Annotated in this window: 26 protein-coding genes; 12 read left to right on the forward strand and 14 right to left on the reverse strand. The window is 66.5% G+C overall.

What is annotated here, in order from left to right:
- Positions 1–118: 118 nt before the first annotated feature.
- Positions 119–2,350 (reverse strand): replicative DNA helicase, encoded by a 2,232-nt coding sequence (dnaB, locus tag H1R19_RS22420; protein WP_188328475.1) that lies wholly within the window; start codon positions 2,348–2,350, stop codon positions 119–121.
- Positions 2,351–2,921: 571 nt separating this feature from the next.
- Between dnaB and H1R19_RS22425 the strand changes: the two genes are divergently transcribed.
- The gene (locus H1R19_RS22425; RefSeq protein ID WP_188328476.1) at positions 2,922–3,599 is read left to right on the forward strand and encodes a hypothetical protein; all 678 of its coding nucleotides are present in this window, start codon (positions 2,922–2,924) and stop codon (positions 3,597–3,599) included.
- A 188-nt stretch (positions 3,600–3,787) separates the two neighbouring features.
- Here H1R19_RS22425 and rplI read toward each other — a convergent pair whose 3' ends face one another.
- The 4 genes from rplI to rpsF all read right to left on the reverse strand — a co-directional run bounded on the left by rplI (position 3,788) and on the right by rpsF (position 5,525).
- Positions 3,788–4,243, reverse strand: coding sequence for a 50S ribosomal protein L9 (gene rplI / locus H1R19_RS22430; RefSeq protein ID WP_188328477.1), 456 nt, complete (start codon positions 4,241–4,243; stop codon positions 3,788–3,790).
- Positions 4,244–4,262: 19 nt separating this feature from the next.
- Positions 4,263–4,520, reverse strand: coding sequence for a 30S ribosomal protein S18 (gene rpsR, locus H1R19_RS22435; protein ID WP_004020662.1), 258 nt, complete (start codon positions 4,518–4,520; stop codon positions 4,263–4,265).
- A 65-nt stretch (positions 4,521–4,585) separates the two neighbouring features.
- A complete protein-coding gene (locus H1R19_RS22440; RefSeq protein ID WP_188328478.1) occupies positions 4,586–5,113 on the reverse strand; it encodes a single-stranded DNA-binding protein in 528 nt (175 codons plus the stop codon).
- Positions 5,114–5,243: 130 nt separating this feature from the next.
- Positions 5,244–5,525: a 30S ribosomal protein S6 gene (gene rpsF, locus H1R19_RS22445; protein WP_188328479.1), complete on the reverse strand. Its 282-nt coding sequence runs from the start codon at positions 5,523–5,525 to the stop codon at positions 5,244–5,246.
- Positions 5,526–5,692: 167 nt separating this feature from the next.
- Between rpsF and H1R19_RS22450 the strand changes: the two genes are divergently transcribed.
- Both H1R19_RS22450 and H1R19_RS22455 read left to right on the forward strand, forming a co-directional pair.
- A complete protein-coding gene (locus tag H1R19_RS22450; protein WP_219850208.1) occupies positions 5,693–7,138 on the forward strand; it encodes a hypothetical protein in 1,446 nt (481 codons plus the stop codon).
- Positions 7,135–7,716 (forward strand): GNAT family N-acetyltransferase, encoded by a 582-nt coding sequence (locus H1R19_RS22455; RefSeq protein WP_188328481.1) that lies wholly within the window; start codon positions 7,135–7,137, stop codon positions 7,714–7,716. Before H1R19_RS22450 ends, H1R19_RS22455 begins: the two co-directional genes overlap by 4 nt.
- Positions 7,717–7,724: 8 nt before the next feature.
- Here the strand turns inward: H1R19_RS22455 and H1R19_RS22460 are convergent, their stop codons facing one another.
- The 5 genes from H1R19_RS22460 to H1R19_RS22480 form a co-directional block, all read right to left on the reverse strand.
- Positions 7,725–8,129, reverse strand: a complete 405-nt coding sequence (locus H1R19_RS22460; protein WP_188328482.1) for a hypothetical protein — start codon at positions 8,127–8,129, stop codon at positions 7,725–7,727.
- A gap of 35 nt (positions 8,130–8,164) precedes the next feature.
- The gene (locus H1R19_RS22465) at positions 8,165–9,109 is read right to left on the reverse strand and encodes an 8-oxoguanine DNA glycosylase OGG fold protein (protein ID WP_219850209.1); all 945 of its coding nucleotides are present in this window, start codon (positions 9,107–9,109) and stop codon (positions 8,165–8,167) included.
- 43 nt (positions 9,110–9,152) lie between these two features.
- The gene (locus H1R19_RS22470) at positions 9,153–10,802 is read right to left on the reverse strand and encodes a glycosyltransferase family 87 protein (RefSeq protein WP_219851856.1); all 1,650 of its coding nucleotides are present in this window, start codon (positions 10,800–10,802) and stop codon (positions 9,153–9,155) included.
- Positions 10,762–13,143, reverse strand: coding sequence for a transglycosylase domain-containing protein (locus H1R19_RS22475; RefSeq protein WP_219850210.1), 2,382 nt, complete (start codon positions 13,141–13,143; stop codon positions 10,762–10,764). The genes H1R19_RS22470 and H1R19_RS22475 overlap by 41 nt, the downstream gene beginning before the upstream one ends.
- Before the next feature lie 124 nt (positions 13,144–13,267).
- A complete protein-coding gene (locus tag H1R19_RS22480; RefSeq protein WP_188328485.1) occupies positions 13,268–13,660 on the reverse strand; it encodes a DUF5318 family protein in 393 nt (130 codons plus the stop codon).
- Positions 13,661–13,897: 237 nt separating this feature from the next.
- Between H1R19_RS22480 and H1R19_RS22485 the strand changes: the two genes are divergently transcribed.
- The 4 genes from H1R19_RS22485 to H1R19_RS22500 all read left to right on the forward strand — a co-directional run bounded on the left by H1R19_RS22485 (position 13,898) and on the right by H1R19_RS22500 (position 18,011).
- The gene (locus H1R19_RS22485; RefSeq protein WP_188328550.1) at positions 13,898–14,674 is read left to right on the forward strand and encodes a PadR family transcriptional regulator; all 777 of its coding nucleotides are present in this window, start codon (positions 13,898–13,900) and stop codon (positions 14,672–14,674) included.
- Positions 14,667–15,758: an inositol-3-phosphate synthase gene (locus tag H1R19_RS22490; protein ID WP_188328486.1), complete on the forward strand. Its 1,092-nt coding sequence runs from the start codon at positions 14,667–14,669 to the stop codon at positions 15,756–15,758. The genes H1R19_RS22485 and H1R19_RS22490 overlap by 8 nt, the downstream gene beginning before the upstream one ends.
- Positions 15,759–16,113: 355 nt before the next feature.
- On the forward strand, positions 16,114–16,689 hold the full coding sequence (locus H1R19_RS22495) for a TerD family protein (protein WP_188328487.1): 576 nt from the start codon (positions 16,114–16,116) through the stop codon (positions 16,687–16,689).
- Positions 16,690–16,826: 137 nt separating this feature from the next.
- On the forward strand, positions 16,827–18,011 hold the full coding sequence (locus H1R19_RS22500) for a DUF475 domain-containing protein (RefSeq protein WP_219850211.1): 1,185 nt from the start codon (positions 16,827–16,829) through the stop codon (positions 18,009–18,011).
- 78 nt (positions 18,012–18,089) lie between these two features.
- On the opposite strand, the gene H1R19_RS22505 is transcribed toward H1R19_RS22500, so the two are convergent.
- From H1R19_RS22505 to H1R19_RS22515, 3 genes are read right to left on the reverse strand one after another with little or no spacing between them, the layout of a single operon-like run.
- Positions 18,090–18,854 (reverse strand): AIM24 family protein, encoded by a 765-nt coding sequence (locus H1R19_RS22505; RefSeq protein ID WP_188328489.1) that lies wholly within the window; start codon positions 18,852–18,854, stop codon positions 18,090–18,092.
- Positions 18,851–19,567, reverse strand: a complete 717-nt coding sequence (locus H1R19_RS22510; protein WP_188328490.1) for an AIM24 family protein — start codon at positions 19,565–19,567, stop codon at positions 18,851–18,853. Before H1R19_RS22510 ends, H1R19_RS22505 begins: the two co-directional genes overlap by 4 nt.
- A gap of 17 nt (positions 19,568–19,584) precedes the next feature.
- Entirely contained in the window at positions 19,585–20,205 is a 621-nt protein-coding gene (locus H1R19_RS22515) for an AIM24 family protein (RefSeq protein ID WP_219850212.1), read from the reverse strand.
- 280 nt (positions 20,206–20,485) lie between these two features.
- Between H1R19_RS22515 and H1R19_RS22520 the strand changes: the two genes are divergently transcribed.
- The 5 genes from H1R19_RS22520 to H1R19_RS22540 are packed head-to-tail and all read left to right on the forward strand — an operon-like array spanning position 20,486 to position 26,085.
- Positions 20,486–21,598: a coiled-coil domain-containing protein gene (locus H1R19_RS22520; RefSeq protein WP_219850213.1), complete on the forward strand. Its 1,113-nt coding sequence runs from the start codon at positions 20,486–20,488 to the stop codon at positions 21,596–21,598.
- Positions 21,595–22,812, forward strand: coding sequence for an HpcH/HpaI aldolase/citrate lyase family protein (locus H1R19_RS22525; protein ID WP_188328493.1), 1,218 nt, complete (start codon positions 21,595–21,597; stop codon positions 22,810–22,812). Before H1R19_RS22520 ends, H1R19_RS22525 begins: the two co-directional genes overlap by 4 nt.
- 29 nt (positions 22,813–22,841) lie before the next feature.
- Complete coding sequence (locus tag H1R19_RS22530; RefSeq protein WP_372631883.1) at positions 22,842–24,107, forward strand: phosphoribosyltransferase family protein; 1,266 nt, start codon at positions 22,842–22,844, stop codon at positions 24,105–24,107.
- The gene (locus H1R19_RS22535) at positions 24,107–25,234 is read left to right on the forward strand and encodes a cysteine protease StiP family protein (RefSeq protein ID WP_219850214.1); all 1,128 of its coding nucleotides are present in this window, start codon (positions 24,107–24,109) and stop codon (positions 25,232–25,234) included. Before H1R19_RS22530 ends, H1R19_RS22535 begins: the two co-directional genes overlap by 1 nt.
- Positions 25,231–26,085 carry an HAD family hydrolase gene (locus tag H1R19_RS22540; protein ID WP_219850215.1) on the forward strand — a complete coding sequence of 285 codons (855 nt, stop codon included), beginning with the start codon at positions 25,231–25,233 and terminating at the stop codon, positions 26,083–26,085. The genes H1R19_RS22535 and H1R19_RS22540 overlap by 4 nt, the downstream gene beginning before the upstream one ends.
- On the opposite strand, the gene H1R19_RS22545 is transcribed toward H1R19_RS22540, so the two are convergent.
- Positions 26,086–26,826, reverse strand: coding sequence for an MSMEG_1198 family transcriptional regulator (locus H1R19_RS22545; protein ID WP_188328496.1), 741 nt, complete (start codon positions 26,824–26,826; stop codon positions 26,086–26,088).
- Between the last annotated feature and the right edge of the window lie 163 nt (positions 26,827–26,989).

Consider the following 26,989-nt stretch of genomic DNA (forward strand, 5'->3'; position numbering starts at 1 on the left):
GCTGGATATGGAAATCACCGACGTCGCGGTATGCAGGTGCCTGGTCTGCGGTCGGCAACCTGCTGGAGGCGAAGTCCGACCGGAAACTGGACACTGGGATAAGCACCTACAACTCGAATCAGCCCCGCGCCATATCCACGAACCGACTCAGATGCAGCTGGTGCGCAACGGTGATGGTGGCTGTCGGACCGTTACGGTGTTTGCCCACGATGATGTCGGCCTCACCCGCGCGCGGATCGTCGCGCTCGATGGAGTCGGGGCGGTGCAGCAGGATGACCATGTCGGCGTCCTGCTCCAGTGAACCCGACTCTCGAAGGTCCGACACCTGCGGCTTCTTGTCGGTACGTTGCTCGGGACCACGGTTCAGCTGGCTGATCGCGATCACCGGAACCTCGAGTTCCTTGGCCAGCAGCTTCAACTGGCGGGAGAACTCCGAGACCTCTTGCTGACGGGACTCGACCTTCTTACCCGACGTCATCAGCTGCATGTAGTCCACCGCAAGGACTTTCAAGTCGTGACGCTGCTTGAGGCGACGCGCCTTGGCGCGGATCTCCATCATCGTCAGGTTCGGCGAGTCGTCGATGAAGAACGGCGCCTCCGAGATCTCACCCATCCGACGCGCCAGGCGGGTCCAGTCGTCGTCGCTCATGGTGCCGGCGCGCATGTCGGCGAGTTTGATCTTCGCCTCCGCCGACAGCAGACGCATGACGATCTCGGTTTTGCTCATTTCCAGGGAGAACATGGCGGCAGTGAGGCCGTGTCCGATCGCCGCCGACCGCAGGAAGTCCATGGCCAGCGTGGAGTTGTGCGTGGGCACCATCGCCTCGCCGGCGAGGTAGAGGTGCTCGTCGTTGTCGACCTGCACGCACCTCACCGGCACAGGGTCGACCGGCCGGACCCCCACCACGCGACGAACACCGGACTTGCGTCGGAGTTCCTTGTGCCGGATGGCTTTGTGATGGACGGTGAAGACATCGTCGTCGGCGTCGACGCGCAACCAGCCGGTGGCCGAGCGCTTGTAGCTGAACCCGAGACCGGCCACGAGGTCGGCGACGACGGCGGTCATGTGCCGGGTCGCGGCGGGGACGGTGATCCAGCCGTCGTCGTCGACCGTGGCTCGGGCGTCGAGCAACCCCGCAAGCAATGCCCGACGTTGCGCGATCGAACCCCGCAGGTACTCATACGGGATACGTCCACCGAGGTCGGCCATCAAGGTCATGACGTCGACCGGCCCCTCCGCGTCGATCCGCATGCCGATCTCCGGATCGTCGAAGGCCATGCCCGCCAGCGCCGCAACGGTGTACGGGCCGTAGGCGAACCGCTTGCGCGGCAGTTCCAGCGGCGCGGTGTTACGGATCACCGCACATCCGACGTGTGCACGCAGCCCCGCCGTGGTGACGACCTGCCGCTTGCCGTCGATCTCGGCCGCCCACTGATGCTGCTCGTCGGCAACGATCAGCGCGCCATCGCTGAATTCGACTTCGTAACAAGGACGTTCGGTCATCACCTCGGTGGCGGCGACGACCCGCGTCGGCCGGCCGTGGGCGTCGAGGAGGTGATCACCGACACCGACCTTGCCCATCGTGGTCCAGCCGGACGGCGTCGGCAGGGGCGTGTCGAGCGCGAGTGCCTTGCCGACACCGGGACGCGCAGCGACGATGATCATCTGCCCCGGGTGCAACCCGTTGGTGAGTTTGTCGAAGTCGGCGAAACCGGTCGGGACACCCAGCGATATGCCGCCGCGCGAGGCGATCGAGTCGATCTCGTCCATCGTCGGCTGCAGGAGGTCTTCGAGCGGGAGATAGTCCTCGGCGGAGCGGCGCTCGGTGACCTCGTAGACCTCGGCCTGGGCCCGGTCGACCACCTCGGCCACATCCTGGCCGTCGGCACCGGCGTAACCGAACTGGACGATGCGGGTGCCCGCTTCGACGAGGCGGCGCAGGATCGCCTTCTCGGCGACGATCTCGGCGTAGTAACCGGCGTTGGCCGCGGTGGGCACCGTGGAGATCAGCGTGTGCAGATAAGGTGCGCCACCGATGCGTTTGAGCTCACCCGCGCGGTCGAGTTCGGCCGACACGGTCACCGCATCGGCCGGCTCGCCCTTGCTGTACAGCGTGAGGATCGCCTCGAAGACCGCCTGATGCGCCGGGCGGTAGAAGTCGTTTGTACGGATCTTCTCGACGACGTCGGCGACGGCGTCTTTGGACAGCAACATGCCGCCGAGCACGGATTGCTCAGCGGCCAGATCCTGCGGGGGCTGGCGGCCGAAGTCCTCGGCGGGGATCGCGTCGTCTCCCCGACCTTTGCCTCCGGCAGCAGAGCCGCGCCCGCGGTCATCCACAACAGCCACGCGTGTCATACCTCTCGCAACGCTCGATCCCACCCGACATCGAATGAGTACGACCTTGTGTGGTGTCGGCCCCGGCAGGCCGCCCTGCGAGTCCCCGGTGTCGACGTCGTGTTCGTCAGTCTCTTTCCTATCGGGTCGCACCGACATCGAACGTTTGTCGTGCGCGCCGAGACGGACAGAGACGCTGAGCCGTGACACTAGGACCTCTGCGACGACGACTCAAACCGGGCTGTTAGCCAATCTGGGGAACACCTGTGGACGGCATGTGAGTCGCTCAGGTCGGCGTGTGCACCGGTTGTGGACAACCTGAGGAATTTGGGTGTGAACAACTCGATCGTCCCAGCTCAGAGGCGTGCTTAATTTCCACAATCAAGTATTTGTAAATCGCCCGGCCTTCTTCGGCGCGTCGCGTTGTGGGCGTGTTGCGACCGGGTGTTCAACTCCACGTGGCGAATATTCGCGGGAACATCAGGTGTGCTCCGCGTTACACCTTGTCAGAGCTGTGATCGATCCGATCAGTCGTCCGACTTATCTGCCGATCGCAGCCAACCGCACGCCCTCCTGTGATGCAATGTCGATCGTGTCGAGGTTGGGGTTGAGTTCCGGGGTCGTCCGTCGCGTGGCCATTGTGGCGGCCGCCCTGTCCGTGGCATCAGGGATGGCTGTCGCTCCGTCCGCCCTCACCCCGTCCGCCGACGCAGCACCCGGTCCGACGATGCCTGTGGAATTCGACCTACCCCGCTACCAACCGGTCGATCCGACGACCTTCCGGTCGCTCGCCTATGAGGACAACGGGCGGTCGTTCTTCACCACCGGTCGGTGGATGTGCCAGATCGGTCAGGCGTACCGCTACGTGGGCTGTCAGGGCCGTCCCGCGACCGCTCCGCCCGACGCGTCGGGTGCGGCGATCTCCGGCGACCAGCAGGGCCCGTGGTGGTCGCGTACGGAGCAGACGTATCGGTTCGGCTCCAAGACCGGTTTCCGCCCGCCCGTACTCGGCGTCGGCAAACGCGTCACCATCGCCGGCGTCACCTGCACCGTCCCGCGCCGCGACGTCGTCGCCTGCCGGACCGGGCAACGCGCGCTGATCTTCACACCGGCCTGGCACAAGTTCTTCTTTCCCTCGTGGGACACCTTCGGGCCCGGCAACACCGCCGTCGCGCACAGCGGCAACCCTGCACCGCAATACCTTCCGCCGCGGTTGCAGTACTGGAACCAACTACCCGCCACGCCTCCTGCGCCGAAATAGGTCCGGGTGGTGGGCGGCTGAGTTCGTCTGGTCACCAGGTGATTTCGACACGGCTCGTCGCTGCGCTCCTCACCGGCTCAATCAGCGTGGATGGGGGCGCCCAGCTCAACCAGCGCGGGTGGGGCGTGGCAAACACAACAAGGCCGGGTGGAGGATCTCCACCCGGCCTTGTGTGTTTGTCGCTGAGGTCAGCTCGCGGCGACGACGGCGAGCTGGACGGTCGCCGAGACCTGCGGGTGCAGGTTGACGACCACCGGGTAGCTGCCGGTTGCCTTGATGTGCCCCTTGGGCAGCTGGACGTTGCGCTTGTCAACGGCCGGACCGCCTGCGGTCTTGATGGCACCGGCGACGTCTGCCGCGGTGACCGAACCGAACAACTTGCCCGAGTCGTGGGTCTTGACGTCCAGCGAGACCTCGGCGAGGCCCTCGAGGGCCTGCTTCAGCTCGTTGGCGTGCTCGAGACCGCGAACCTCGCGGGCCTCCTGCGAGCGGCGGATGCCCTCGACCTGCTTCTCTGCGCCGCGGGTGGCCTTGATGGCCAGGCCGCGAGGCAGCAGGTAGTTGCGGCCGTAGCCGTCCTTGACCACGACGATGTCGCCTGCTTCGCCGAGGTTCTCCACGGCGGCGGTGAGGATGAGCTTCATGTCAACTGATCCTTTCCGCTTATCGGCTGGTCGAGGTGAAGGGCAGCAAGGCCACCTCACGCGAGTTCTTCACGGCCACAGCGACGTCGCGCTGATGCTGCACGCAGTTACCGGTCACGCGACGCGACCGGATCTTGCCGCGGTCGGACAGGAAACGACGCAGAAGCGCGGTGTCCTTGTAGTCGATGACGGCCTTCTTGTCCTTGCAGAAGCTGCACGCCTTGGTCTTGGTGACCTTTTCGACGCGAGGCTTCCGGCTGGGCTTTGCCTTTGCCATTTGTGTGTTGCTCCAGTCAATGCTGTCCGGGACCGGTCACGCCGAAGCGTGCGTCCCGAGAGATATCAGAAAGGTGGTTCGTCGTCCCCGCCACCGAACGATCCGCCGCTGTTACTGGCAGGCGCGCTGCCCCAGGGATCGTCGGCAACCTGCTGGTTCGAGTTCCCGCCGCCGCGGCTACCGCCGCCGCCACCGGAACCGAAGCCACCACCGCCGCCGCCGCCACCGCGCGAGGCGCGATTGACCTTGGCGGTTGCGTAGCGCAGCGAGGGGCCGATCTCGTCGACCTCGAGTTCCACGACCGTGCGTCGTTCGCCTTCTTTGGTTTCGTAGGACCGCTGCTTGAGCCGTCCCTGCACGATCACCCGGGAACCCTTGGTGAGGCTTTCGGTCACGTTCTCCGCGGCGTCGCGCCAGATGTTGCAGCGCAAGAACAGCGCTTCGCCGTCCTTCCACTCATTGGTCTGACGGTCGAAGGTTCGCGGGGTGGAAGCCACCGTGAAGTTGGCAACCGCTGCGCCGGACGGCGTGAACCGCAGTTCCGGGTCGGCGGTCAGGTTGCCGATTACGGTGATGACCGTGTCGCCTGCCATGTGTGTTCCCCTTGGGTCGTTGGTGGGCACTCGTCGAATCGACATGCACCGGGTGTTCGGTGTTGAACTCTGTGGGTCCAACCCTAGAACCCGGTACCGACGTGTTCAGACGATCAAGAAAGCCTGTGGACTACTTCCGCAGGACCTTGGTGCGCAGAACCGACTCGTTCAGCTTCAGCTGACGATCGAGCTCGGTAACCGTGGCGGGCTCGGCATTGAGATCGATGACGGCATAAATGCCCTCGTTGTGCTTGAGGATCTCGTAGGCAAGACGGCGCTTGCCCCAGATGTCGACAGCATCCACCTTGCCGCCGTCCTTGCGGACAACATTGAGGAAAGTATCGAGTGAGGGTGCGACGGTGCGCTCGTCCAGGTTCGGATCGAGGATGACCATCAATTCGTAGTGACGCATAAGACCACATCACCTCCTATGGGCTAGGTCGGCCACGGACTGTCCGTGACAGGAGGGTCGCCTGCGTCGGCAACCGGTCCAAGATACATGACCAGGGTGTTCTCGGTGAAATCCGTGGTCATGGGCCGCCTCGTCGGTGCCGCGTCCGACGACCTACGCTGTTGGCCATGTCGGACGCGCGGACCAGCACACGCCGGCGGGCCGAATGGCTGTCGGGTCGCGGCGAGAGCGCGGTGATCCTGCTCGTGACGCTGCTGGCAACAGCCGCCACCATGTTCTGGAGCTACCAGGCCAAGTTGCGGTGCGGTGGCCCACCGTTCGATGCGCTCGGGCGCAGCGCCAACTGGCCCACCGGCGACCCCGACGCCGTGATCCCCTGCTACTCCGACATCGCCTACCTCTGGCTCGGACGCGATATCAACAATCACGTCTTTCCCTACATACACGGCGGAATCGGGTCAGACGGAACACTTTTCGGTGGCGTCGTCGAATACCCGGTGTTGTCCGGGGTGATGATGTTCCTCGGGGCGATCGGCGCCGACACCGATACCGAGTTCTTCAACCAGTCGGCACTCCTGTTGGCGCCGTTCGGGTTTGCCATCACGGTGATGCTCGTCGCCATGGTGCGCTGGTGGGCGTTGCTGTGGGCGGCAACGCCGCCCCTGGTCCTGTACTCCTTCCACAACTGGGAACTGCCGGTGGTCGCGACCGCGGTCGCGGCGATCGCCGTGGTGACGTGGGGTGCGTCGATCCACCCCGACACGGGTCGACGACGCCTCCCGCTGCGGACCAGTGCGACCGTGGCCGCAGTCCTGCTCTCCATCGGCTTCTGCCTGAAGCTCTATCCGGGGATCTTCGTCCTGCCGCTGGCCGCGTATGTGCTGACCGGCGGGGCCGGCGGGATGCGAACGGTCGCCCGTCGCGGGCTCGACTGGATCGGCGCGGCCTGGGTGGCCGGCGCAGCGATCGTCACCGTCATCGCCATCCAGGTGCCGTTCATGGTGCTCGGGTTCGACGGGTGGAAGGCCGCTCTGACCTTCCAGGGGCGGCGGAAGGCCGATGTCGACACCAACTCCATCTGGTACTGGGGGCTTCGATACCTCACCGGCACCACCGACACGTATCACTCGATCGTCGGTATCACCTCACCGTTGTTGATCCTCGCCTCGTTCGCGCTCGCGATGTACCTGGGATGGCGGCGCCTCGAGCGCCACGGCGCCTTCCCCTGGATCGGGGTCAGCGCGGCGATGCTGGCGGGTTTCATGCTGTTCCACAAGGTGCACTCGCCGCAATACACGCTGTGGATACTGCCGTTCTTCGTGCTGATGAAGGTGCGCTGGCCGGTCATCGTCACGTATCTGCTGACCGATCTGGCCCTGGACCTGACCATCTTCCGGCTGTTCCCGATCCGCGACGCCGGCGACCCGTTGCCCTGGTGGATTCTCACGGGCGTGGCCGGATCGGTGTGGGTCCACGCGATCCTGCTGGCGTATCTGATCGTCTCGTTCATCGGCACACCGCTGCGCGAACCGCTCGCGTCGATCGGCCGGCGTCGACCCTTCGGCGACGTCGGCGCTGCGAGCAGCCCGGTCACCGGGGCCGGTACCCGGTGAGCGCGTGGCTGGGCACCGGTCCGCTTGTCGGCGGGCGGGTCACGTTGCGACCGCTGACCGTCGACGACGCCGACGCACTGTCCCGGGTCGTCGGTGACCCGGGCCGGTTCCGGTGGTCACCCGGAGTCCCGACCGATCGCGAGTCCGCGGCCCGCTTCATCGAGGCCGCGACCGCCGATCCTGAGTCGCGCGTCGCCTATGCGGTCATCGACAACGAGGACGGGCGGCTCGTCGGCGCGACGAGCTTCTACGAGATCGACGCGACCAACCGCAGCACCTGCATCGGCTACACCTTCTACTCCGAACGGGTGCAGGGCACGACGGTCAACCCGACTGCCAAACTGCTGCTCATGCGCCACGCATTCGAGGAGTGCGGCGCCGTGCGCCTCACCTGGCACACCCATGAGGACAACGCGCAGTCCCGCGCCGCGATCACCAAACTCGGCGCGAGTTTCGAGGGGCTGCTGCGCAAGCACCGGCGATTCGGCGACGGCTGGCGGACCACCGCGCTGTACGCGATGACCGACGACGACTGGCCCGCAGCGAAAGCTGTTCTACTGCAGCGTGTCTCGTCGTGAGCGGGCGTTCACGGCCCCTCGGTGTGGTGGGGGTGCCCGTGGGTGCGTCGATCTTCCTTCATCCGCGACTCGTGTAGGTGCGCCACCCCGCCGGTGAGCTCTCGCGCCCGGCCCACCACTTCGCGGAAGGGCTGCCAGTAGGTGTCGTCGAACTCTTCGACGACCTGAAATGTCCAGCGCCCGTTGATGACATTGCGTCCCACCATCTCGGTGGCGATCGCGTCGGCCAGTTCTGTGTGCCCGTCGTCGCGCAATGCGTCGACGGCGTCACCGAGCAGCAGATCGGCGTGACCGATCAGTTGGTGGAAGCTGTACAGGTGGCCGCGGGCACGTTCGACGTACTCCAGCGCCTCCCCGACCTTGCCGACCGCTTCAGCGGTGGTGTCCGGGATCTGTTCGCCGCGCTCAGCCATGCCTCGACAGTACCCACGGAGTGAGCGGGCAATCCTCAGTGGAACGGCCTCGAATAGTGCTGATAGGAGTACGGCTCGTCCTCGTCGAAGCCCGCCGCGGTGTCGCCGACCTCGCCGCTGAGCGCGTTGTTGATCTTGCGGCTCAGGCGGGAGAAGTCGGCCTGGGCGGCGGCCGAGGACGATGTCAGCGCAGCCAGTGTGGACAGCCAGTGATGAACTGTCCGCAGATCGTCGGTGGACAGCGGACCGCGAACCCAGTCGGCCCGCTCCCAGGTCTCCCGCTCCCACGCCTGCCACGGATGATCCCACCCGCTTGGTGGTGAGATCGCGAACAGGCCACGCACGATCACGTCGTTGCGATCCACCCCGGCCTCCGTGCGCCAGCGATCCACCAGGCGTGAGTAGGCCACATAGTCTGCCGCGGTCCAGACGCTGTCGCGCAGTTCCCTCCAACCGGCACGACGCAACGACCGAGCGACCTTGGCATCCAGCACCGGGCTCGGGTGTTTCGGCTCCCCGCCGCCGGCGAAGTAGAGGAACCAGGTGAACCCGGCGGGACCGAGACGTTCGACGACGTTGCCACCCTTGTCGGGTCGCAGCATCGCGTAGGCTGCGCCCGGGTCGTCGCGGGAGGCCAGAGCAGCTTCCTGCACGAGCCGGCCGATGCGTTTGCGATCGGCCGCGACCGCGGCGATCCGTTTCTTACCGTCGGTGTTCTTGCGGCCCAGGCAGAACGCGACGACATTCCACAGCAATGCGATCGCGTCATCGGGACTGTCGGCGGCAGTGGCACCGAGAGCGAACAGATCCTTACGGCTGATGCGGTTGCCGTGCAGCGAATCCGGAAGATCGTGCTCGGCGAGAGCGTCGGTCCACCATGGCTTGTCGATGGCAACCGTCTCCGTATGCAGTTCGGCGGCGCGGTCACCGTCGGCGAGCCACTTGGTGAGGTCGTCGGGCAAGGCCAGAGTGTGTGTCATTGCGATTGGACGCGGCGGAACCGTTGTCGGTTCCGTCGGCCGGTCAGCCGGTGAGGATCGGCGCCGTGTGTCCGGCGTCGGCGATGCGTCGGGTGTTCCGGCGCAACGGGAGGCGGTCGGCGGCTCCGTCGAGAACACCACCGGCCGGATCGTCGTACCAGCGTCCGTCGTTTCCGCGGCGCACCAGGTCATCACGCGGATGCCAGATCTGCCAGACGACGATCACGCACAGGGCGATCACCATGAGTCCGCGGAGAACGACCGCAACGGTGAACCACTGGTCGGGGAGCCAGCGTCGTTCCGGATCGAGGAACAAGCTCATCCGAGGAACCCAGATCAGCGCGTCGATCGTCATCCAGGTCAGCAGCAGGCGGGTGTGCGGAACCGCCAGGACCGCGAGCGGAACCAGCCACAGCGAGTACTGCGGACTCCACACCTTGTTGACCAGTAGGAAGCCTGCCACGGCGAGGAACGCCAGTTGCGCCACCCGGGGGCGGTGGGGCGCCCAGATCCCGATCGCGGCGACCCCGGCGAGCACGGCAACCGTCAACCCCACCGACAGGGCGTTCAGAAAATCGATGTTCCATGTGAAACCAACGGTGTCGGCGAGGATTCGATAGATGGTGTCGGGGTCGGCAGATCGGTCGGCGTTGAAGCGGAAGAACTCCCACCACCCCGTGGGGTACGGGATGAGGACCGGCAGGTTGACCACCAGCCACGAGCCGGCGGCGGCCGCGGCGACCGCCCCGAACTCACGGACCTTGCCCGACCGCAGACACAGCACACCGAGCACCACCAGCAACAACGCGGGGTAGAGCTTGGCCGCGGTTCCGATGCCGATGGCCACCCCCGCAAGCCATGGCCGGTCCCGGGCCCACGCGAGCAGCGCCAGAGCGACTGCCGCCGTGGCGATGGCGTCGAAGTTGGTGAAGGCGTGCACCATCACCAGCGGCGAGAGCGCCGCCAGCCACACCGACCACATCCGCGTGCGGGCGGTCAGTGCGGTCGCCCAGATGGTGACCAGCCAGAACGCGGCCAGGGCGAGCGCGACGATGGTGAAGAACAGCACCACGTCGAGCGCCCCCGGGATGCCCCAGTTGGTCTCGGCCCACTTCCATCCGAGGGCCGCCTGCGCGGCGCCGTACATGAACATGCCGGTCAGGACCGGGTACTCCATGTATCGCTTGATCGTCTGGCCGTCGGAGTCCTGCTGGAACCAGAAGTCGCGGTAGGGCAGTGCGCCCTGGTTGAGTCGCTCCGCCCCGAACAGACTGATCACGTCCGAGTAGCAGAGATTGGTGAACTGGCGCTGGTCATCCCAGTCCAGTCGCATCTCGGCGCCGGGCCGCCCCGATGTCCCATCGTCGGGCGGGGCCTGCTGCAGACACCCGGCCTTGCCGAACCAGCCGAGCGCCAGTCCACACAGGGCCAGCGCGAACAGCACCCGCAGCGGGGTCAGGTGACGCGTGCGACCGATGACGGCATGCGCGCCCACCGGCCCGCCGACGAGGGAACTCGCCTCGCGGACAAGGTCGTCGCTGCGCGTCGGCAGGACACGTTCATCGTCGACGCGGAGATCGTCGGCGAGCGGTACGGGGCTGTCCCAGGCGGGGTCGGCGCCGGTCGTTGCGGGGCCCGGCGCCGAATCCTGGTCAGCCGATGGGCGGTTCAGGGACTCCTCCGCTGTCCCCATCACCGGGCTCACCGCCTCCTCCGCCGCCGCCACCGGGGTTGCCGCCGGCGTCGCCACCACCGGGGCTGCCGCCGTTGCCGCCGCCGTTGCCGCCGCCGTTGCCGCCACCGGTACCTCCCCCGTTACCCCCGCCGCCGCGCGGGGCGCCGGGGATCGGGATGGTCACGCCCGGGGCGAGGGTCAGGTTGCCGTCGCCGCCCTGGTCGGGGATCTCGAAGGTGGGTGCCGCGGGACCGCGGGAACGACGCGTCGGTTCGGCCGACGTGACGGGCGCCTCGTACGGGACGCCCACCTGGCCGCCGATGGCCTCGTCGGGCTCGGGGAACTGCTTGATCTCCTTGCCCTCGAGGGCGGCATCCATGGCCGACTTCCAGATCTGGGAGGGCAGACCGCTGCCGTAGATCGGCGCGCCGTTGTAGTTGGTCAGCGCCGTGCCGTCACTGGTGCCGACCCACACCGCGGTGGACAGCTGCGGGGTGTACCCGACCATCCAGGCGTCCTTGTTCTGCCCGGTGTCGCCGAGCTGAACCGTGCCGGTCTTCGCGGCCGACGGGCGCGAACCGAGGGACGAGTCGTAGAGCGAGTTGCCGTTGGAGTAGGCGGCGATGGGCTCGAGAGCGGCGGTCACGGTGTCGGCGACCTTCGCGGGGAACACACGCTTGCCCTCGTTCCTGCGTTCGTAGAGCACCTGGCCGTCGGAGTCGACGACCTTCTGCACGAAGTACGGCTCGTGGTAGACGCCCGACGCGGCGAGGGTCGCGTACGCCGAGGCCATGTCGATGACGCGAGACTGGTACTGGCCGAGCACCACACCGCCCTCGGGGGAGCCGTTGGCCTCCTGCAGGGTCTTCTCGATGTTGCCGAACGACTCTGCGACGCCGGCCTTGTGTGCGGCGTCGGCGACGGCCTGCGCGCCACCCTTCAGATCCATCATCAGCCGGTAGTAGACGGTGTTGAGCGACATCTTCATCGCGGTGGCGAGGTTGCAGCTGCCGCAGCTCTCACCGTCGGAGTTCTCGACGGTGAGCCCGCCCGTGGCCTCGAACGGTGCCGAGCTGTACGTCTTCGTCAGCGGGATGTCCTGTTCGAGCGCCGCGACGAGCGCGAACACCTTGAACGACGAGCCGGTCTGCAGCCCGGCCTGGGCGAGGTCCCAGCCGGACGGGTTGTCGCCGCCGTAGTAGCCGCGCACGCCGCCGCTCTGCGGATCGATCGACACCACCGATGCGCGCAGGTCGTCGGGTTCGCCGTTGAGCTCACCTTCGGGGCACTTGTAGATCTTGTTCTTGCGGCACGCCGACTGCACCGCCGCGTTCTGTACCTGCGGATCGATCGTCGTGCTGATCTTCAGACCGCCGGTACGCAGCTGCTTGTCGGTGATGCCGATGCGGTCGAGCTCACCGAGCACCTGACGCTTGATCAGTCCGTTGGGGCCGGGCGTCTCGTCGGTGTCGGTGACCCGCGCCTTGATCGTCTTCGGGAACACCGCGTTGTCGGCCTGCTGCTGGGTGATGGCGCCGGTCGCCACCATGCCCTCCAGCACATAGCGCCAGCGGGACTCGGTGACCTCGCGGTTGGAGTCGGGGTCGTAGTACGACGGCGCGCGGATGACGGCCGAGAGCAGTGCCGCCTCCTCGAAGGTCAGCGGGTTCCTCTCGGCGCGACGCTTGTCGGTGATCGACTTGTTGAAGTACTTCTGGGTGGCGACGGCGATGCCGTAGGCGCCGCGACCGAAGTAGATGGTGTTGAGGTAGGCCTCGAGGACCTTCTCCTTGGACCAGCCGTGCCGGTCGTTCATCTTCGCGGCGATCGCGAGTTCTTTGAACTTGCGATCGAAGCTGCGTTCGTCACCGACGATCGCGTTCTTGACGTACTGCTGGGTGATCGTCGAACCACCGCCGGCGGTCTGGTTGCCGGTGATCTGCCCGATGACCGCGCGGGACAGTCCGCGCGGCGAGAAACCGTTGTTGGTCCAGAACTCGCGGTCCTCGGCGGCGACGATCGCCTGTTTCATCGTCTCGGGGATCTCGTCGAACGGCACGACGGTGCGGTTGCCGTCCGGTGAGGTGATGTCGGCGAGAGTTCGACCCGAGGTGTCGACGATGGTGGCCTTCTGGCTCACGTCGGGTTCGGGGATCTCAGCCGTGAAGTAGGTGAACGCGAAGGCCACGATCAAGACCAGGACGATCGCCGGGACGATCGCTCCGACAATGCCCAGCGCCCACGCGAACCGGCGGTGCCGGGTTGCCATCGTGTTCCTGCTGTCCTGACCGCCACCGTTGCGTCCGGGACGGGTTCCCGTTCCCCGCGGTGTGGGCGAAGAACCATGCGCCTCGCTCATCGTCCACCTTCCTACCGGGCTGCGCGGGCTCACGCGCCGCGAACCACGGTTACCTTCTCGAGCCTTGTGCCACTCCACTTTGACAGCACGCGCGTCACCTGGGCAAAAGCACGCAGTCGACGCGCTACTTGGCCACGCGTCGAGAGCGGCGCGTGGTCTGCGGCGGCAGCCCGGCAACGTATGACTGCACCAAATGGTTCCAACTGCAGGTTCGGCACACCTCGACCACGTGTACCGAGAACTCCTCGGCGGTGGTTGCCAGGCGGGCGATCTCCTCGGTGCTGCGCGCCGAGCCACTCACCTGGCCGAGCCGATCGCCGAACACCCACGACACGAGCGTGACCTGCTCTTTCCGGCAGATCGGGCACATCGTGGCACTTGTCCGACCGTGGAACTTTGCCGCACGCAGAAGGTACGGACTCGCATCGCAGACCTCGGCCACAGCAGCCCGGCCCGCGTGGACCGCGGACAGCCGAGCGCGCCGCTGCAGGGCGTAGTCGACGATCTGGCGTTGCACGGCTTTCAGGGTACGTGGTCGCACGGTTCGGGTCGGCGCGAGGCGTACCGGCTCGGTACGGCCCGGGCACGGAGACTCTTGTCACTCCCCCGACCGACCTCCTCGTGGACACGGTTATATCGGTGCGATACATTGGCAAACACATCGGAGCGAGGTGTCGGGACGTCAGAGCGTACCGACACAGCGCACGATCCAACAGCGGCGATCACGTCGACGGCACCGGAGGGGGTGAGGCAAGTGCTCGAACTCGCGATTCTCGGGTTGCTTCTCGAATCCCCCATGCACGGCTACGAGTTGCGCAAGCGACTCACCGGCCTGCTCGGCGCCTTTCGCGCGTTCTCGTACGGTTCGCTCTACCCGACGCTGCGTCGCATGCAGGCCGACGGCCTCATAGACGAGCCGGAAACGCCGCTGGGCGCGAAGGTGCGGCGGGGTCGGCGGGTCTACCAGCTCACCGATGCCGGCCGGGTCCGGTTCGCCGAGCTGGTGGCCGACACCGGACCGCAGAACTACACCGACGACGGTTTCGGTGTGCATCTGGCGTTCTTCAGCCGAACCCCCGCGGTCGCGCGCATGCGCATCCTCGAGGGCCGGCGCAGGCAGGTCGAGGAACGTCGCGAAGGTTTGCGTGAGATCGTCGGACGCTCCAACCGCGCCGTCGATCGCTACACCCGTCAGCTGCATCAGCTCAGCCTGGAGTCCAGCGAACGAGAAGTGCGCTGGCTCAACGAGCTGATCGCCGCGGAGAGTTCCCAGCAAGACGGGGTGCCCGGTCCGTTCGACGACAACGGATTCCGGGACGGCCAGTTCGACGACGAACTCGCCGAAGCCCAACAGTCACAGGGCCGTTCGGCGTCGAAGACCGACTCCGGCCGATCCGCTGACGACTATCAAGAACCCGACTCGACGCCGAGCCGGGACGAACAGCTCGGGAAACCCGAGCAATTGAAAACACCGGTTGCGCAGCGAACGACTGCGATGCCGCGAGAAGAAGGAGAACCCGACCATGGGTGAGCCCAATAAGGTGCGCGTGGCCATTGTGGGCGTAGGAAACTGCGCTTCATCCCTGGTGCAGGGCGTGCAGTACTACAAGGACGCCGACGAGAACGCCAACGTTCCCGGCCTGATGCATGTGAAGTTCGGCAAGTACCACGTCCGCGACGTCGAGTTCGTCGCCGCGTTCGATGTCGACGCCAAGAAGGTCGGCTTCGACCTGTCCGACGCGATCTTCGCCAGCGAGAACAACACCATCAAGATCGCCGACGTGCCGCCGACCGGTGTCACCGTCCAGCGCGGACACACCCTCGACGGTCTCGGCAAGTACTACCTCGAAACCATCACCGAGGCAGACGGTTCCGGCGTCGACGTGGTCCAGACCCTCAAGGACAACGAGGTCGACGTCCTCGTCAGCTACCTCCCGGTCGGCTCCGAGCAGGCCGACAAGTTCTACGCACAGTGCGCCATCGACGCGGGCGTCGCCTTCGTCAACGCGCTGCCCGTGTTCATCGCCTCGGACCCGGAGTGGGCCCAGAAGTTCGCCGACGCCGGCGTCCCGATCGTCGGCGACGACATCAAGAGCCAGGTCGGCGCCACCATCACCCACCGCGTGATGGCCAAGCTGTTCGAGGACCGCGGCGTCACGCTGGACCGCACCTACCAGCTCAACGTCGGCGGCAACATGGACTTCAAGAACATGCTCGAGCGTGAGCGACTCGAATCCAAGAAGGTCTCCAAGACCCAGGCCGTCACCTCCAACCTCACCGGCGCGCTCGCCGGCAAGGTCGACGACAAGAACGTCCACATCGGACCGTCGGACCACGTCGCGTGGCTCGACGACCGCAAGTGGGCCTACGTCCGCCTCGAAGGCCGCGCCTTCGGTGACGTGCCGCTGAGCCTCGAGTACAAGCTCGAGGTCTGGGACTCCCCCAACTCGGCCGGCATCATCATCGACGCCGTGCGCGCCGCCAAGATCGCCAAGGACCGCGGCATCGGCGGACCGATCCTCCCGGCATCGGCCTACCTGATGAAGTCCCCGCCGGAGCAGCTCGCCGACGACGTCGCGCGCAAGCAGCTCGAGGAGTTCATCATCGAGGCCTGAGCCTCGTAGGTCTGCCGAAGACAACTTCGTCCCCGTGGGGATTCGTGAGGTTCACCCCTCCGATTCCCGCGGGGACGTTGTCGTCGCGGCAGAAGTCGCGGCGTGCAATCGGGGTTGTCCCCCACAGACATCGTCGACTCACGGGACACGTGCGCGGCGGCTCGGCAGATACGCCGATCGTTCGGACCGTACACACCCGCGGCCTGCCCCGCTGAGAGAACCCGCAGGTCATCCGGTCAACTAGGTGACCCTCACCCACCCTTCACATAGAGTGTTGTCGGTTGCTCCGAATGCCTCTCGTAACTCGGGCGCATCGGACATCACCAGACCACGTACCAACAGAAAGGCACATCTCATGGGCGTGAGCCTGAGCAAGGGTGGCAATGTCTCGCTGAGCAAGGAGGCACCGGGACTCACCGCGGTGTCGGTCGGCCTCGGCTGGGACATCCGCACCACCACCGGCACCGACTTCGACCTCGACGCCAGCGCCATCGCGCTCGGTACCGACAAGAAGGTCGTCTCGGATCAGCACTTCGTCTTCTTCAACAACCTGCGTTCGCCGGACGGCTCGATCGAGCACACCGGCGACAACCTGACCGGTGAGGGCGAGGGCGACGACGAGGTCATCAAGGTCGACCTCGCCGGTGTTCCGCCGAACATCGACTCCATCGTCTTCCCCGTCTCGATCTACGACGCGGATGCACGCTCGCAGTCCTTCGGTCAGGTCCGCAACGCGTTCATCCGCGTCGTGAACCAGGCAGGCGGCGCCGAGATCGCCCGCTACGACCTCAGCGAGGACGCCTCGACCGAGACCGCCATGGTCTTCGGTGAGCTGTACCGCAACGGTGCGGAATGGAAGTTCCGTGCCGTCGGCCAGGGTTACGCGTCGGGGCTCGCGGGCATCGCCCGCGACTTCGGCGTGAACGTCTGAGTCCTGGCTCACACCGGCTGATCCCCGTGAATGCCGCACCTTCTCCTAGAGTGGGTGCGGCATCCGCGTGTCTGTGTACGTCCCCGACGATGCCGTCGGCGGTCGGCCCTCTGCATCTCTAGAAAGGCCACCAACCAGTGGTAGTACGAATATTCGGCCTCTCGGTCGTCGTGACGATCGTGTCGCTGATCATCGCGTTTCTCTACGGCGGTGTCGAAGCACTGATCCTGACGGCCATCCTGGGCGTCTTCGAGATCTCGCTCTCCTTCGACAACGCGGTCATCAACGCGACCATCCTGCGCAGAATGAGCGAGTTCTGGCAGAAGATGTTCCTCACCATCGGCATCCTGATCGCAGTCTTCGGTATGCGGCTGGTGTTCCCGCTGGTCATCGTGTGGCTCGCGTCGGGCCTCAATCCGGTGGATGCGCTCGACCTCGCCCTGAACCCGCCGCCCAACGACGCGGCGTACTTCGCGAACGGTGACCCGAGCTACGAGACGATCATCACCGACGCGCATCCGCAGATCGCGGCATTCGGCGGCATGTTCCTGCTGATGCTGTTCCTCGGTTTCTTCTTCGAGCAGAAGGAGATCACCTGGCTGTCGTGGATCGAGCGTCCTCTCGAGCGCATCGGCAAGCTCGAGATGCTCGAAGTCGTCATCGCCATCACGCTGCTCGTGCTCACCGCGACCTACATCGCTCCTGCTGACGAACGATCGACGGTCATGATCGCCGGTGCTCTCGGCATGATCACCTACATCTTGGTCAACGGCCTCGGCGAGTACTTCAACGTCGAGACCGAAGTAAATGACGACGCAGTGGAGCCGGGTACCGACGCCGCCGAGAAGGTGACGCTGGACAAATCCAAACCCGGACAGCCTGCCTCCGAGACGACCAAAGGCCGTTCCGGACCGTCAGGCCTGGCCAAGGCGACCGGTAAGGCAGGCTTCTTCCTGTTCCTCTACCTCGAGGTGCTCGACGCATCGTTCTCGTTCGACGGTGTCATCGGCGCGTTCGCCATCACCGCCGATCCGATCATCATCGCCCTGGGCCTCGGTCTCATCGGCGCGATGTTCGTCCGCTCGCTCACCGTCTACCTGGTGCGCAAGGGCACGCTCTCGGAGTACGTCTACCTCGAGCACGGCGCCCACTGGGCCATCGGCGCGCTGGCGTTCATCCTGCTGTACTCGATCGGCACCCATGTGCCGGAGATCATCACCGGTCTCATCGGCGTGGCACTGATCGTCGCAGCGCTGCTCTCCAGCATCGTCCGGCGTAACCGACTCGCGGCCAAGGGCCAGGAGGACAGGGTCAACATCTGACCCCCGCAAGGACACAACGAACTGCGCCGCAGATCCGAAAGGATCTGCGGCGCAGTTCTTTCTGTGCCCGAGGACGGATCAGCCCTGCTGCTGACCCAACTGCTGGCTGATCTGCTGGTTGATCTGCTGCAGACTCGGCACCGTCATTCCGGGCAGATGCCCCTGGATGGTGCGCAGCACAGACGTGTCGTCGCGGACCTTCTCGCTCGATTGGACGAGAACCGTTCCGCTACCGGTGAAGTCGAACTGTCGCTCCTCCCCGGAGTTGAGGCCCATCCGCCGGCCGGCGGCCGCGATGAAGCTGTTGACCCATGCCTCGTCGTAGTGATGGCTCGGCGACGGACAATCCGACCAGCCCACGAGGGCTTCGGGGTCGACGCGCACGGGCGGTTCGACGAACATCACCGGCCCGTTCGACGAGGCGAGGAACTTGCCGGTGCCGATGAGCGTGAGGAACCCGGGGACGATCGACTGGTTGAGCGACAGACTCGGCTGGAACGCCAGCAGATTGGCCGCGCGGATGGTGAGGTTGCCGTCGTCGAGGTCGTAGGCGTTGATGTCGTATCCGCGGTCACCGATGATCAGCTTGCCCTGCCCCTCGACGACGACGTAGTCGCCGAGATACAGCGGGGCGGAAAACTGCTGGGCGACCATCTGGAGCACACTGCCCTGCAGCCCCTGCGTCAACGCGGTGAACTGCATCTGTCCGTAGTAGGCGATCATCGCGCCCTTGGACATGAACCACGGCTGGGACACGTCGATGCAGAACGAGTAATTGTTGTCCGGCACATTGTCATCCGCGGGCAGGCTCATCGGATTCCACACGGTGTTGAGTTGGCTCACAGCTTCTCCTCCGATGCCTGCACGTAGACGATGCCCTGTCCGGAGCACTCCAATTGCATTGCCTCGCCGCCCGAACGGCCGACGTTGCGCCAGCTCATGGCCGATCGCAGACTGGTGTCGACCTGACCGGCCGAACCCACGAACGCCTGCGGGTCGACGGTGACGGGCGGCTTCTGGGGAGACACCTCCAGTTCGAAGATCCCGCCGTGCCCCAGCATCACTGCCGTACCGGGACCGGAGAGCTGCGTCGTGAACATCCCCTGGCCGGTGACCGCGCCGGCCGCCGCGGACCGCAGCGCGCCGAACAGTCCCCCGCCACCCCCGCCACCGTTCCCCTGCGAGGCGACCGAGACCACCGACGCCTGCAGGTTGGCCGAGTACGCCAGCAGGCGCGACGCCTCGACGCGCATGATCCCGCCGACAGACCCGAGATCCACCACGTGGACCTCGATACCGAGGAAGCCGTAGTGCACCTCGCCGTTGCCCTGCGCGATCATCGTCGACTCGTGTTCGCCTGCGAGCATGCGTCCGGCCATGCCGCCCATCGCTCCCAGACCTGGCATACCGCCGCCCATTCCGCCTGCTCCCGCGATCTGGTGCGGCTGGAAGTGCACGTTGCCCTTGTAGAAGAGCATCGCCCCACGGCGCGCGATCACCGGACCGCTGCGGCCGATGTCGACGCAGACGACTTTGCTGTTGACCTTGGTGAACATCTCGCGTTACCTCGCCCTCACCGCTCGGCAGGTTGGATCGACACGACGCCGCTGCCATCCCAGCGCAACGAGAACGCCTCGCCGCTGCCCTGTCCGAGGGCCGAGCGCCACGAGACGTCGGTGACGAAGGACTGGCTCAATTGTCCTCGCGCGCAGACGAATGCGTCGGGATCGACGACCAGCGGGTACTGCAGTGACACCTCGAGATGGATCAGCGGCCCCCCATTGGAGAGCAGGGCGATCTGACCGTGCCCGGTCACTGTCGTGGTGAACAAACCCTGCCCCGACGACGCCCCTCGCAGACCCGCGAAGGTCACGTTGGTCTGCAGATTGCCGTTGAGCACCATCAGTTGCTGGGACTCCACCTGCAATGTCTCGTTGTTCAATTCGATGATCGTCGTCTCGGCCGCGTTGTGGGCGAAGTAGACGACGCCGCTGCCCGCGGCCTCCATCAGCGACAGGGCCTCGCCGGTTGCGCGCTGCTTGAGCCCCGCCAGCACGCCGTCGCCACCCCCGAAACCCGCCGACTTGAACGTGACCTGGCCCTCATAGGCCACCATCGACCCGCTGATCGCGCGGACCGCGGTGTTGTTGAGCCTGGCCTCGACCACGCGTTTGGAGCGTTGTACCAACTGCATTCGACGTGCCTCTCTCGCGCCGCGGGGAGGCCGCCACCCGGTCTCCCTCGTCTGGTCCTCGACTCGGCCCGAGAGCCGCTCGATCCACCGGCCATCCCCGCACACCCCGGCAGCCCGCACCCGATCACGTCCCGGCCGGTCTCCGCCACAAGTCCGGAATCCGGCCTCATACGGAGATGAAAATAGCCGATAGCATCGTGTGGTGCCCGGAAACTTCGTACGTCGATGGTTCGGGGACGATTCACGCACGAAATCCGCACCACCTGCATCATCGGAACAAATGACAGCGGCGTTCCTGGAGGCCGAGTCCGTCCTCGCCGACATCGATCAGGCCGTGCGCGTGGCAGCCTCCAGAGACCCCCGTTCACAGCTGCGGGCCGCGTGGTCGGCACTGCGCGAGCAGCACGCCGCGGCCACCGCCGACTACCTCGAGCTGGTGTCGCCGCCCGAGGGCACCCGTGTGCGCGCGCAGCAGTACGAGCGAGCCACCGAAGCGCTGCGCACCGTAACCGCGGCGATGAGGCGGTTCGCCGAGGTGAACGCAGACCCGCTCGAACGGGCCCGGGCAAACCTCCGCGCGGCGACGGCCGGGGACCACGAGGCACGGGTGGCGGCTCATCGGTCGCTGTCCGCCCTCGAGAACGCATCTCCGGCTGTCGGCCGGCTTCGGTCTGTGTCGTTGGCCACCGAAGCCCTCGACCGCGCATTGACAGTATTCGAACAGAGTACGGACATCCTCGACCGCCAGACGGCGGCGGCGGCGGTGGTCGCGGCGGCCCGGCGACTCGAACAACTCCTCGCCGAGGCGCCCGACTTCGCCGACCGCGCCCGTCGCGTCATCCGGTCGGTGGAGACACGTCGCAACGCCATCTCGACGCGCAGCGAACAGGTTCCCGACACGCTGTCGGCATTGCGGCGCGAGTTCAGTGCCGAATGCTCTGTGGACCTGCAGCGCAACGGAATTCTCGTCGACGAGCGGTTGGCCGAGGCCGACGCCGAGCTCGCCACCGCCCGCTCGCTGCTCGATGCGGCGCCCGACCAGGCGATCGAGCAGGCCGAGGCCGCCCGGGAGGATCTGGCCGTGGCCGAACAGTCCGTCGACGCCGTTCTGGACCGGCTCCGGGTCCTGCGCGAGGTTCGTGCCGATCCGCAAGGCGCCGAACAACGCGTCCGATTCCGACTCCGCGACGCTCAACTGTTTGCCGTCAATCACACGCTGGTTGACGAATGGGGTTCGGTCCTCGATGCTCAGGCCGACCGGATCGAGCGTGCGAAGCGAGACCTCGATCGTGTCCACCCCGACTACTGGGCGTACCTCACGCAGCTGCGGGCGGTGGACGACCGGATCACCGAAATCGTTTCCCGGATGAGAGGACAGGTGGCCGCGCGATGACCACCACGGCACGCCACGAGGGACCCGGGCTGGAACCCGGGCAGATCAGGCATTTCGATCATCTGGGACTCCACGCGAGTGAACTGCTCTTCCACCGGCATCCCGAGTCGATCGACTCGAGCTGGCCCGCACACCGGCTCGCCGTCGCGTTGGGGGCCACGCTCTACGTGCCGGCGACGCGGCCAGACCTCGCCGAGGTGATCCGCAGACGACGCGCGGGAGGCGTTATCTCGATGGTCATCGACCTCGAGGATGCGGTCGCCGACGACGAGGAGGCGCAGGCGATCGACCACGCGGTCACCGCCCTCCGTGACATCGCCGAGAATCCCGGCCGGCCCATGCTCCTGTTCGTCCGGCCGCGCGCCGCCGACCGGATCATGCCGATCGCCTCGGCCCTCGGTCCCACGTCCGTTCTGACCGGTTTCGTGATTCCGAAGTTCAACTCGGACAACGCACACGATGCGTTGGACGCAGTCCGGGAGGCCGGCAAGGTGCTCGGCCATCACCTGTGGATGATGCCGGTCCTGGAATCCGCGTCGGTCGTGCACCGAGAGACCCGCGACGAAGAGCTCGCGGCGATCGCGTCGGTGCTCGCCGCGAACCGTGAACATGTCCTCGCGGTGCGCATCGGCGCCACCGACATCTGCGGATACTTCGGCATCCGACGCGACCGCGACCTCACGATCTACGACGTCCGGGTCGCCGCCGACGTGATCGCCGCGATCGTCAACCACCTCGGGCGCAGTGACGAATCGGGCTTCGTCGTGACCGGGCCGGTGTGGGAGTACTTCGCCGATCACGAGCGACTCTTCCAACCGACGCTGCGGCACACCCCTTTTCGTGAGAACGATGCGGTCTATTTCCGGCAGCAGCTGGTCAGCCGCGACATGGACGGCCTCCTGCGTGAGATCACTCTCGACCGCGCCAACGGCCTGCACGGCAAGACCGTCATCCACCCCGCACACGTGGCGGCGGTACACGCATTGTCGGCCGTGACCCACGAGGAGTACCACGACGCGCTCGACATCCTCGCCGGCGAGTCGGGCGGGGTGCGGGCGTCGTCGTACCGGAACAAGATGAACGAGGCGAAACCACACCGCAACTGGGCGTTGCGGGTGATGGACCGGGCGGCGGCGTTCGGCGTGACGCGTCAGGGCGTTTCCTTTGTCGATGTCCTCACCGCACTCGCGAACCCGGGATCGGGGCCCGCGTGAACACCTCTGTCGCCCGTGACACCGATTGGGTGACACAGAATTTCGGCGTCGCAATCGAGTCCGTCGACGGTGGGCACCCCGATCACACGGTTCACGATCTGGTCATGCTCGGCCTGCGCCGCAATCGCCGGCGCGCCCACCTGTTGGTGTCGACCGTGTTGGGCAAGCACATCCCGACGCCGCCGTCCGCCGTCCGCGGTGCGGCCGACGACCTGGGCTCGGCGATCATCGAGCGGATCGGCGCCGACGCCGCGCGCGACGCAATCGTCTTCGGCTTCGCCGAGACCGCCACCGGACTCGGACACTGTGTCGCCGAGCGACTCTGCGCCTCGCGTTACCTCCATTCGACGCGCCGCAGGATGCCTGGGGTGACCGTGTCCGGCACCTTCGAGGAAGGACACTCCCACGCGACGACGCACCTGCTGCAACCGAGCAACCCGGAGTTCCTCGACGCCACCACCCCCGAGGAGACCCTGATCCTCGTCGACGACGAGGTCTCGACGGGCAAGACCGCGCTGGGCGCCATCGCGGCGATCATCGCCGCGCGGCCACGTACGCGTTTCGTCGTGGCGTCGCTGGTGGACATGCGTACTCCCGCTCAGCGCTCCGACTGTGATACCGCTGCAGCCGATCTCGGCGTCGAAGTTGCCTACGTCGCGCTCGCTTCCGGCTCCATCGCGCTGCCGCCGAACCTCCTCGACGATGTGTGGGCACTGGAGTCCGGGGACCTCAATCCCTCGGCGCCACACCGCGGCGACGTCACGATGGTGCCCGTCGAGTGGCCGACCTCGGTGCCCGACGGCGGTCGGCACGGATTCCTCCGGACTGATACCGAGGCCTTCCGCCAGGCGGCCGATGCCGCCGCCGACACGCTGGCCACCCACCTGGACCCGCAACGGCCCGTCGTCGTGCTCGGTCACGAGGAGCTCATGTACGCGCCGCTGTGCATCGGCGAGCGTCTTGCCTCCGTCGGCTTCGAGACGAGGTATCAGACAACCACCCGGTCGCCCGCCCAGGTCCACGACGTGACCGGCTATCCACTCCGACGCGGATTCCGTTTCCCCGCACCGGAGTCCGATCCACATGCCCCCAGATACGTCTACAACGTCGCCACCCCGGCGGCACCCGATCCGCAGGTGGTGCTGGTCGTCGACTCCCCTGCCGACACCGCCGAACTCCACGCGCCGGGCGGGCTCATCGATGTCCTCACCGACGCCGGGCACCCCGTGACCGTGGCCGTACTCCCGGCGACCGGCCAGTCCGCCCTCGCCCGGGCCCGGCAGGCGGCGCGGTGATGGACATCGTCACCACCACGCCGCCGCTTCGCGGGCCGCAGTTCGGGTCGTACGCCCCCGACGAGGTGACCTGGCTGCTGAAGGATCTGTCCGAGGTCGCACTCGAAGCCGATCTGCGCGAAAGGGAGCGCCGTATCCAATCCGGCAAGGCCCACTACGCCGAATCGCTGCCGATCGAGTACCAGCCGGGCCGGGAGTACCAGGACCTGTTCCACGCGACGCTGCGGTCATCGGCACAACGCCTCGCCGAGGCTGTCGGCGTCGTGGCGGAACTGATTCTCGCCGAACGACATACGTCGCCGACACTGGTGTCGCTCGCACGCGCCGGGACCCCGGTCGGGATCCTGATCCGGCGATGGATGGCCTCGATGCACGGCGGGGACCCACGTCACTACACCATCTCGATCGTTCGTGGTCGCGGAATCGACACCGTCGCACTGGATCACATCCTGGAGCGGCATCCCGCCGAATCGGTCGTCTTCGTCGACGGCTGGACCGGCAAGGGCGCGATCCAACGCGAGTTGACCGCGGCGCTCGACGACTATGCGAGTGTCGCCGGCCGCCCGCGGTTGCACGACGAGCTGGCCGTACTCGCCGACCCCGGATCCTGCACCACCCTGTTCGGTACGCGTGACGACTTCCTGATCGCCTCTGCGTGCCTGAACTCCACGGTCTCGGGACTGGTGTCGCGCACGGTGCTCAACGCCGATCACATCGGTCCGGGAGAATTCCACGGCGCCAAGTTCTATCGCCATCTCACCGACTTCGACGTCTCGGGTGTACTGCTCGACACCGTGAGTGCCGAGTTCGGTGCCGTCGCCGAGCGCGTCGCCGCCACACTCGCCGGCATGACACCCGAGATGCGCAGACCCACCTGGTCGGGATGGCGATCGGTGGAACACCTCCAGACCGAGTACGGCCTCTCGTCGATCAACCTGGTCAAACCCGGTGTGGGTGAGACCACCCGCGTACTGCTGCGCCGGGTGCCGTGGCGCATCCTGGTCCGCGACGCGGACCTGCCCGAACATCGCCACATCCGGCTCCTGGCCGCCGAACGCGATGTGCCCGTCGAGGTCTCGCCCGGCCTGGGGTATTCCTGCGTCGGGCTCATCAAGGAGGACGCGTGAACGCCCTGGTCGCCACCGACCTCGACCGGACGATGATCTACTCGCGAGCCGCGATGGGTGAGGCCCAGTTCGCCGCGCTCGACACAGTCTGCGTCGAGATCTACCAGAATGCACCGTTGTCGTACATGACCACCACCGCCGTCGAACTGATGACCCGCCTGGCCGTCGAGGTGACCGTGGTCCCGACGACCACACGTACGCCCGCCCAGTACGAGCGCATCTCTCTACCGGGAGGCCCGTTCCGGTACGCGGTGGTCAGCAACGGCGGGCGCATCCTGGTCGACGGGGCCGATGACCCGTTGTGGCGCAGCCACGTCGAGGAGTCCGTCGCGGCCTCGGGCGCCACTCTCGAGGAGATCCTGGCCGAACTGCGTGGCCGCATCGACGAGACGTGGGTGAGTTCGCTGCGGACCGCCGACGACCTGTTCTGCTACCTCGTCGTCGACCCGAGAGCGCAACCACCGCAGTTCCTGCCGGCATGGCACGACTGGTGTGCCGCACGCGGATGGACGGTGTCCCAGCAGGGCCGGAAGATCTACGCGACACCCCGACCGGTGACCAAGTCATCGGCGATCGCCGAGGTCCGCCGACGCCTCCTCGACGACGGGACCCTGCAGCCCGGCGCCGAGCTGTACGCGGCGGGCGACGGCTGGCTGGACACCGACCTGCTGCTCGTCGCCGATCATGCGATCCGCCCGCGACACGGAGAACTGGAACTACTCGGCTGGTCGGCACCGGGGCTCGCCGTGACCGAAGAGACCGGTGCGCTCGCGGGAGTCGAGATCCTCCGGTGGTTCGGCGAGCGCTGCGGGCTCGGGCGCGCCGAACCCGCGGGAATCCGGGAGCGCTGATCAGCTCGGCATGGGGCCCAGGACGTCGGAGTGGCCGTGCCGGCGACACCAGCTGATCAGATACCGCGCGTGGAGACCGCACCACCGGTAGACGGCCGCCTGCGTCATCGGCAGTCCCGGTCCGTGCTCGCCGCGCGCGGTGATGATCGGGCCGAGGTAGTGACTGGTCACCTTGTTGGCGGTGTTCGGTGAGACCTTGGCTGTCCGCGCGAGCGATGCGTTGTCGGCGGCGTTACCCGAGGCGATCGCCCCGGCGAGTCGGCCGGCGGTCTGCCCGCGCCGACCGGTGAGCAGTTCGTAGAGTGGCGGCCGGCTTCGGACCCCCGGCGCCTTGTCCGGCAGGCCTTGCCCCAATGCCACCGCACGCACCACATTCACCAGAGTCGCGAAACCGTCGGACTTCGCGATCACCCCGGCGACCTCGTCCCGCAACCGCGCCTCGTCGATGTGGTCGACTTCCATGTCATGCCCCTGGGTGGCCAGGATCACGGGCGCGCGACGATCGTGCTTGTCCAGCGCGTCGATGACGTCGAGACCGTCGAATGTCCACTCGATGTCGGCACGGTTCCAGATCAGGTCCGCCACCACCACGTCGAACCGGACGTTGCCCGCGACGCTGCGGGTGAACTCGTTCTCACCCGTCGCGACCGTGACCGCAGCGTCCTCGAGAGCACTCTGCAGTGGCCCTGCCACCACGTGTCCCAGAGGTGAGGCGACGAGCACTCGCAAACGGTTTGGCACGGTGCGATTCTGCCCGATATCTCCGATTCATGCGCGATCACGCTTCCGATTGAGTGTTTTACGGAGTTTCTGACCCGATTCGACACACATCTGGTCCCGAAACCCGCTGACTTCCGGGCCGATGTTCGCAAGGCTGAACAAGTAGACGCGGAAGCGGATCCGT

The sequence above is a fragment of the Gordonia jinghuaiqii genome, assembly GCF_014041935.1.
GTDB lineage: Bacteria > Actinomycetota > Actinomycetes > Mycobacteriales > Mycobacteriaceae > Gordonia > Gordonia jinghuaiqii.